Annotated in this window: 6 protein-coding genes and 1 pseudogene; all 7 read left to right on the top strand. The window is 55.3% G+C overall.

Annotated elements, in window-relative coordinates; all coding sequences use genetic code 11:
• A pseudogene (gene glnQ, locus A3C3_RS47790) lies at window positions 1-165 on the top strand (glutamine ABC transporter ATP-binding protein GlnQ); the annotation flags it as partial.
• A gap of 79 nt (window positions 166-244) precedes the next feature.
• The gene (locus A3C3_RS0136730; RefSeq protein ID WP_022719445.1) at window positions 245-1,885 is read left to right on the top strand and encodes a N,N-dimethylformamidase beta subunit family domain-containing protein; all 1,641 of its coding nucleotides are present in this window, start codon (window positions 245-247) and stop codon (window positions 1,883-1,885) included.
• A gap of 154 nt (window positions 1,886-2,039) precedes the next feature.
• Window positions 2,040-3,218, top strand: coding sequence for a M24 family metallopeptidase (locus A3C3_RS0136725; protein WP_022719444.1), 1,179 nt, complete (start codon window positions 2,040-2,042; stop codon window positions 3,216-3,218).
• Window positions 3,219-3,713: 495 nt separating this feature from the next.
• Window positions 3,714-4,181 (top strand): Lrp/AsnC family transcriptional regulator, encoded by a 468-nt coding sequence (locus tag A3C3_RS0136720; protein WP_022719443.1) that lies wholly within the window; start codon window positions 3,714-3,716, stop codon window positions 4,179-4,181.
• A 473-nt stretch (window positions 4,182-4,654) separates the two neighbouring features.
• The gene (locus tag A3C3_RS0136715) at window positions 4,655-5,491 is read left to right on the top strand and encodes a transporter substrate-binding domain-containing protein (RefSeq protein ID WP_022719442.1); all 837 of its coding nucleotides are present in this window, start codon (window positions 4,655-4,657) and stop codon (window positions 5,489-5,491) included.
• A gap of 52 nt (window positions 5,492-5,543) precedes the next feature.
• Window positions 5,544-6,518 carry an amino acid ABC transporter permease gene (locus A3C3_RS0136710; protein ID WP_022719441.1) on the top strand — a complete coding sequence of 325 codons (975 nt, stop codon included), beginning with the start codon at window positions 5,544-5,546 and terminating at the stop codon, window positions 6,516-6,518.
• Window positions 6,515-6,864, top strand: a 350-nt coding sequence (locus A3C3_RS40865) for an ATP-binding cassette domain-containing protein (RefSeq protein ID WP_245278824.1), incomplete at its 3' end; no start/stop codon positions are given. The genes A3C3_RS0136710 and A3C3_RS40865, both read left to right, overlap by 4 nt.

Raw genomic sequence — 6,864 nt, 5'->3', positions numbered from 1 at the left:
ATGGTCTGCGTCACCCACGAAATGGGCTTTGCTCGTGCCGTCGCGGACCGGGTGATCTTCATGGATGCGGGGAGAATTGTCGAAGAGGCCGCTCCGACCGAGTTCTTCACCAATCCCCAGCACGACAGAACCAAGCTCTTCCTCAGCCAGATACTCAAGCACTGAGGAGAACGAAATCCAGCATGCCGATTATGACCACCCATAGCCTAATCCAGAGTACCGACGTAAAGATAGGTTTACCACTATGACAAAGCCCCCGAGCGATTTTCCGGATTTCGGCCTAACATCGGAGCAGAGGCGGTTTGCGGATCGCGGCCATTTCTACGAGAAGATCGGCATGGACGGCGCGCGTGGGGAGATCTGGTGCTACAGCGACCGCTTTTCTTATCGGCAAGGCGATACTGTTCTGCTGCAGGTGAGTTCCACAGCACGCCATTTCGCAATCGAGATTGTGCGCGATGGCGGGACTGAAACGAAGGTGTTTGAGCGCAGCGGCATTGCCGCGTTCTGGCAGAACACGCCCGACCAGTGCTCGGTCGAAGGATGCGGTTGGAAGACTGTATTCGAATTCAAGATCGAACAGAGCTGGCCCTCTGGCGGCTATCGGCTGAAGCTCACAGCGGAAGGCAGGGATGGGCAGCCGATTGTTTGCTACCACATCCTCATCGTGCTTCCAGAACGTGGGCAAAAGCCAGGCCGCGTCCTGCAGGTGGCGGCGACGGGCACCTGGTTAGCCTACAATACCTGGGGTGGCTCGAACCACTACGACGGCATCACCGGCCCTGCCGGCGACCAGTACTCGCCTGTCGTCTCCACGCAGCGGCCGTGGGGTCGGGGTTTTGTCTGCCTCCCGCCGGACGCGCCGCGTGTGCCCCTAGAAGTGCGTGTGCCGCGAATGACAGTGCCGCGCTTTCCACACAAGGAATGGGCCTACGCCACTGGGCACTCAAAAAAGTACGCTTCCGCCGGATGGGCAAGCTACGACAGCCACTTCTTTCGCTTTGCTGAACGCGCAGGGTACGCCGTCGATCTCGCCAGCCAGCACGATCTCCATTTCTCACCTGAGATTCTGCTCGACTACGATTGTGTCGTCTTCGCCGGCCATGACGAGTACTGGACCTGGGAAATGCGCGACGCGGTGGATACCTTCGTTGAGCAAGGTGGCGGTGTGGCACGTTTTGCCGCCAATTTCATGTGGCAGACCAGGCTGGAAGACGAGGGTCGACAACAAGTCTGCTATAAATACCGCGCCCGCGCCGAGGATCCTGTCTATAGAAGCGGCGATATCACCCGCGCGACGATTTCGTGGGAAGCGCCGGAAATCGGGCGGCCAGGCGCGCAAACTTTCGGTCTCAATGCCACCGATGGCATCTATTCTGGCTGGGGTGGGTTCGCACCAAGAGGCGTTCGAGGCTTCCCAATTTATAGACCCGAGCACTGGGCCTTCGCCGGCACAGGGCTCTTTTACGGCGATCTGCTTGGCGCAGAGAGCCACATCTATGGCTATGAGGTAGACGGGTTGGATTACGAAATCCGCGGCGGTCTGCCTTATCCTTCAGCTACGAGCGCTGCGCCGGACGGGCTGGAAATTCTTGCTCTCGGCATGGCTACATTGGTCGGTGAATGCGCCGATTTCGCGCCAGAAGACGCCATACTCAGTGATCAGGACGGCCGGTTCGTAGCTGAGTTGCTGTGCGGGGACGCAAGCAGTGATAACGTGGACAAAGTCAAGCGCGGAAGCGGCATGATCGTCAATTTCACCCGCGGCAAGGGTGAGGTCTTTCACGCCAGCAGTTGCGAGTGGGTGGCTGGCCTCCTCAGAAGTGACCAAGCGGTTGAACGCGTCACGTGCAATGTTTTCAACCGCTATCTGAGCCGAGGATGAATTCGGGAATTTCTTCTAAACTCGCTCCACCCAGCACATCTTGCTGCCATACATGTTGCGCACGGGATTTGCTAACTATGGTGATCAAGATCATCGCGGAGTAGCCCGAAATCGTCTGCACATCGCGAGTCGTTCAATTTTGACGGAGGTCAACATGATAAAAGATCTGCACTTTGAAGTAGCTGAGTTTCAGGCTCGACTGAGAGCGGTAAAGGAGGAAATGGCGAGGAAAGGGCTTGACATTCTCCTTCTGTCAGAGCCGCCTAACCAGAACTACCTTACGGGCTACAATGCCTACTCATTTTACACTCCGCAGATGGTCGTCGTAGCGCTCGATCACGCTCAACCCATCTGGATCGGTCGGTTCATGGACCGCATTTCCGCGACGATGACCACCTATCTGGCAGAGGACAATATAAGGGCCTATCCCGATACCTACGTCCAATCCGCCGCCCTTTCGGCCTATGACTTCATGGCTGACATTGTGAAAGAAGTCGCGGGTGAGAAGGCCCGTATAGGCGTAGAGATGGGGGGATACTACTATTCCGCGCGCGCTCACGCCGATCTTACCCGGGCGCTGCCGCTTGCCGAATTCGTAGACGCCGACCTCCTCGTCGGGTGGATTCGTTTAGTGAAAAGCCCGGCTGAGATCGGAATTATGCGTCAGGCCGGGCAACTTGCTGACGCGGCGATGCAGCGTGTGATCGATACGGTCGAGGCCGGCGTTCGTGAGTGCGATATTGCGGCTGCGATCTATCACCAACAGGTATCTGGAACACCTGAGTTCGGGGGTGATTATCCTTGCTGCCCGCCGGATCTTTGCATCGGCGAGCGTTCGATCGCTCCACATGCAGCCTGGACCGATGATCCTGTGCCGGATTCAACAGTTGTCAATCTTGAACTATCGGGATGCCGCCACCGTTATCAGGTCAATCTCGCTCGTACGATCGTGGTCGGGAGACCATCCCCGGAGTTCGAAAAGCTGTCGGAGATCGCGGTCGAGTCGTTAAATGCCGGTCTCGACGCCATTCGTCCTGGCCGGACTTGTTCAGAAGTGGACGGTGCATTTCGTCAGGCGCTTGCCCGCCACGGTTTGGAAAAAGAGTCTCGCATCGGATATCCGACCGGCATAGGCTTCCCGCCTGCGTCGGGAGAACGAACGGCGAGTATCCGCAAGGGGGACGAAACAGTTCTCCAGGCAGGCATGGTATTCCACATGATGCCGGGCTTGTGGCTTGATACTGTTGGAGTCACCATCACCCAGAGCTTCGCTGTATCGGATAGTGGCTTTGAACCTTTGACGAAGACTCCGCGGAAGCTGGTCATAAAATAGCTAAACGCGGGATTGGGTCACATCCTACTGCTGGTTAAACATCACTTGTTCGATTGCACCGTTGGCGTCATCCCCCGGCTCAAATGGGGCAGGAGATGTCATAGTCGTACAATCCTTGGCGAACGCCCACCGCGCTGCGGTGTGTAGATGGACGATAATGACGGATTCAGGCGTCGGTCAGTAGGTTCATACACAGAGACTGGCGAATGTCTCCGGCTCAAACAACTGAGGGGCGCCACCCAATCATGTGCAACGTATGAATCACTGTCCCATATAGACATATGTTGCAGACGCGGCCGATATAGTTCAAGATGACGGTCTTAAGCAACGGAACTGCCCTTGCAAGAAATATCTGGCACGCGGTGGGAACCAGATACCTCATCCGAAAGAAAGGTCGTTTCAACGCCGGAAGGCCGTAACCTCGGAATTCTATGGCACGTCGCGAAACTGCCTAGCTCCATCCCAATGTAGATTTCTCCGTTGTAGGACTTCGCAATGATCGAACTCGATCGTATGGACATTGCGCTTCTCCAAGCCGTTCAGAAGAATAACCGGCTGACGTCAGAGGAGCTTGCCGAGGCCGTTCACCTTTCGCCAACGGCGTGCCAACGCCGTCTCAGACGGTTGCGGCAGGAGGGAGTCATTGAGGCGGACATTTCGGTCATCTCTCCGAAGGCTGTCGGCCGCCATATAACTATGATTGTAATGGTGTCACTTGAGCGAGAGAGAGCGGATATCGTCGATCGATTCAAAGCGGCTATACGAAATACGCGCGAGGTGATGATGGGTTATTACGTCACTGGAGAAGCCGATTTCATGCTCGTAGTCACTGCCAGAGACATGGAGGACTACGAGCAGTTCACCCGCCGGTTCTTCTATGAGAATCCCGATATCAAGGGATTTAAAACAATGGTTGTGATGGATCGCCTCAAGGCGAGTTTTGCCATTCCAATAGAGACGTAGGCTCTCCTCGGAGGACATCTATGACTTTCGGTTTTTGCCGCGCGTGCTAGGGCTCAATTTCTGGTTTTTCCGCCGGGGAGCATGACCAGGAAGTCCGGAAGGCCGCCTTTGACCGCCAGCTCTACCAATACCATGGAAGTTCGTCGTTTCCCCCACTGCACCTAGTTTCCAGCCGAGGCTAGGGGTAAATACCGACATCGAAACGCAATTACGCTCAGGTGCCGAATTTTCATCACTCCTCATTCACCCTCATTGGTCGGCGATGTTGGGTGGGATTCCCAGCGAAAGTATCATCAGCAATCTCGGTGACACGTTTGAATTATGCCTCATAGCGTAAAACAAATGTTGCAACGCGCGCTCTCACAAGATAGACATATCTTCGGAGAAGACGCACCCGCCGCCTGTTCTGTCAACACGGTTGGTCTGTGGCGCGGTCGTTGGTGTCTCCGAAAGATAAATAAGGGGAACATCACATGAATAGGATCATGACCGCCATCACGGCGGCAGCATCGTTTACAGTCGCTTCGGTTGCCTTCTCTCTTTCGGCGTCTGCCGGCGAGATTCTTGACCATGTACTCAAGACGAAAACGCTGAGAGCAGCGGTCGGCACAGACTGGGCTCCAGCCTCATTCGTTAACGAGAAGGGACAACTGGACGGCTATGATGTCGATGTCGCCAAAGGAATTGCGAAATATCTGGGCGCCGAAGCACAATTGATTACACCGGGCTGGGACCTTATCGCGGCAGGAAAGTGGGAAGGTCGATGGGACATCGGCATGGGGCAGATGACGCCGACCAAAGCTCGGGCAGAGAAGTTCGACCTCTCGGTGGTCTATGTTTATGAGCAGGCGGTTGCCGTCGTCCACAAGGACAGCAAGGCGACAAGACTTTCGGATCTTGACGGGAAGACAATCGGTGGCGCCGCTGATACCTCCGCGATGGCTTATGCCAAACATTCATTTACGCCCGGATGGATCAACGCCGAACCGATTGAATACCAGTTCAATCCTGGCCAAGTAAAAGAGTACCAGACCAGCGCTGTTGCGATGGACGACCTTCGCCTCGGAGAGGGCGTTCGGCTTGATGCCGTCGTAACTGACGGCACGTACGCAGAAGGTGCGCTCAAGTCGGGATATCCGATCAAGGTACTTGATACTCTTTTCTCATCGCCGGGTGTGGTTGCACTCTCGAATGATGACAAGGAATTCAACGAGAAGGTGGCAGCCGCAATCAAGGAAATGAGGGAAGATGGCACTTTATCGAAGCTGGCCATCAAGTGGTACGGATCAGACTATTCCGTCGAAAAGTGACACGGCAGGCGGCTCAGTCCGCCTGAGCCGCGGTCTACTATGAGGACATCTCATGCTTTATCCTGACACAGTTGAATCCGAGGTACTGGTCCATAAGCCTTGGTTCATAGCCTTGATCTTTGCGCTGGTGCTCGCGGTATTTCTTTCGTTTAACCTGTCTGGCACGACAATGGGCGAACTGATGCGGCCCGTCATTGGCGAACCGCTGGAAAGTGGTCTCTATGGGCGCTTCGCGATTGCTTTTGTGATTGCAGTTATATTATGCCTTAATCTGGTGCTGATCGGCTTTGCGCCGTTGAAGGTACAAATCGGCATCGTATGGCTCGAACTGCTGGTCCTGTTCATCGGTTTCGTCGAAGTATTCGATCTCAGTCTGCCTTTTATTTGGGACAAGTTACCCTTCCTGCTTGGGCAGGGGGTGCTTACGACGCTGTATGTGTCAGCAATCTCATTGGTGTTTGCGTCAATTATCGGAATCACTGCCGCCATCGCCAAGCTGTCAACCAACGGTTTTGCATACGGGATCGCCACCTTCTATACCTCGTTCTTCCGTGGCCTGCCGCTTCTGATGCAGATCTACCTGATCTACCTTGGACTGCCGCAGCTCGGTATTGTGCTGGATGCTGTACCCTCAGGTATTTTGGCTCTTTCGCTTTGCATTGGTGCCTATATGACGGAGATCTTCCGCTCTGGCATTGCCAGCATTGACCGCGGCCAATGGGAGGCATCCCGTTCCATGGGCTTCGGCTTTGGCCTGACCATGCGCAGGATCATCCTGCCGCAGGCACTTCCCGTTATCATCCCTCCGATGGGAAACATGTTCATCGGGATGCTCAAGGACAGCTCTCTGGTCTCAGTTCTGGGTGTTTGGGAGTTGACGTTCCTTGCTCGCACGATCGGTCAGCCCACGTTCCATCACATGGAAATGCTGATTGCCGCAGCGCTAATCTATTGGATCCTGTCCGTCTGCCTGGAGCTGATACAATCCAGGATCGAGCGCCACTATGGCAGGAGCAAGGTACGATGAGCACTACTAGCAACATCCATCAGGTTAAGAACGGTCGCGATGAGGGAGGTTTTTCCATGCCCACCGAAGTCTCGGGCGCGCAACCAGCAGCGGAGGGAAAATCACCCAGCCAGAATCCCGCGGCAAAGAGTGCGGACACCATCATCGAGGCGACGAACGTCTCCAAGTGGTACGGCAGCTTCAAGGTGCTGACGGATATCAACCTCACCGTGCGCAAAGGGGAACGCATCGTCATCTGCGGCCCCTCTGGATCCGGCAAGTCGACGCTGATCCGCTGTTTCAACCGGCTTGAAGCACATCAGCAGGGTGAGATCGCCGTAACCGGGATCAGGTTGCACAGCGGAAT

Origin of the sequence: Rhizobium mongolense USDA 1844 (assembly GCF_000419765.1) — a bacterium.
GTDB lineage: Bacteria > Pseudomonadota > Alphaproteobacteria > Rhizobiales > Rhizobiaceae > Rhizobium > Rhizobium mongolense.
The sequence above is the reverse complement of the archived record's forward strand: the minus strand, read 5'-3'. Positions and strand labels throughout refer to the sequence as shown.

Coding starts and splice junctions, on each gene's coding strand:
- A3C3_RS0136730 (WP_022719445.1), top strand. CDS start 245: ATGACAAAGCCCCCGAGCGATTTTCCGGATTTCGGCCTAACATCGGAG.
- A3C3_RS0136725 (WP_022719444.1), top strand. CDS start 2,040: ATGATAAAAGATCTGCACTTTGAAGTAGCTGAGTTTCAGGCTCGACTG.
- A3C3_RS0136720 (WP_022719443.1), top strand. CDS start 3,714: ATGATCGAACTCGATCGTATGGACATTGCGCTTCTCCAAGCCGTTCAG.
- A3C3_RS0136715 (WP_022719442.1), top strand. CDS start 4,655: ATGAATAGGATCATGACCGCCATCACGGCGGCAGCATCGTTTACAGTC.
- A3C3_RS0136710 (WP_022719441.1), top strand. CDS start 5,544: ATGCTTTATCCTGACACAGTTGAATCCGAGGTACTGGTCCATAAGCCT.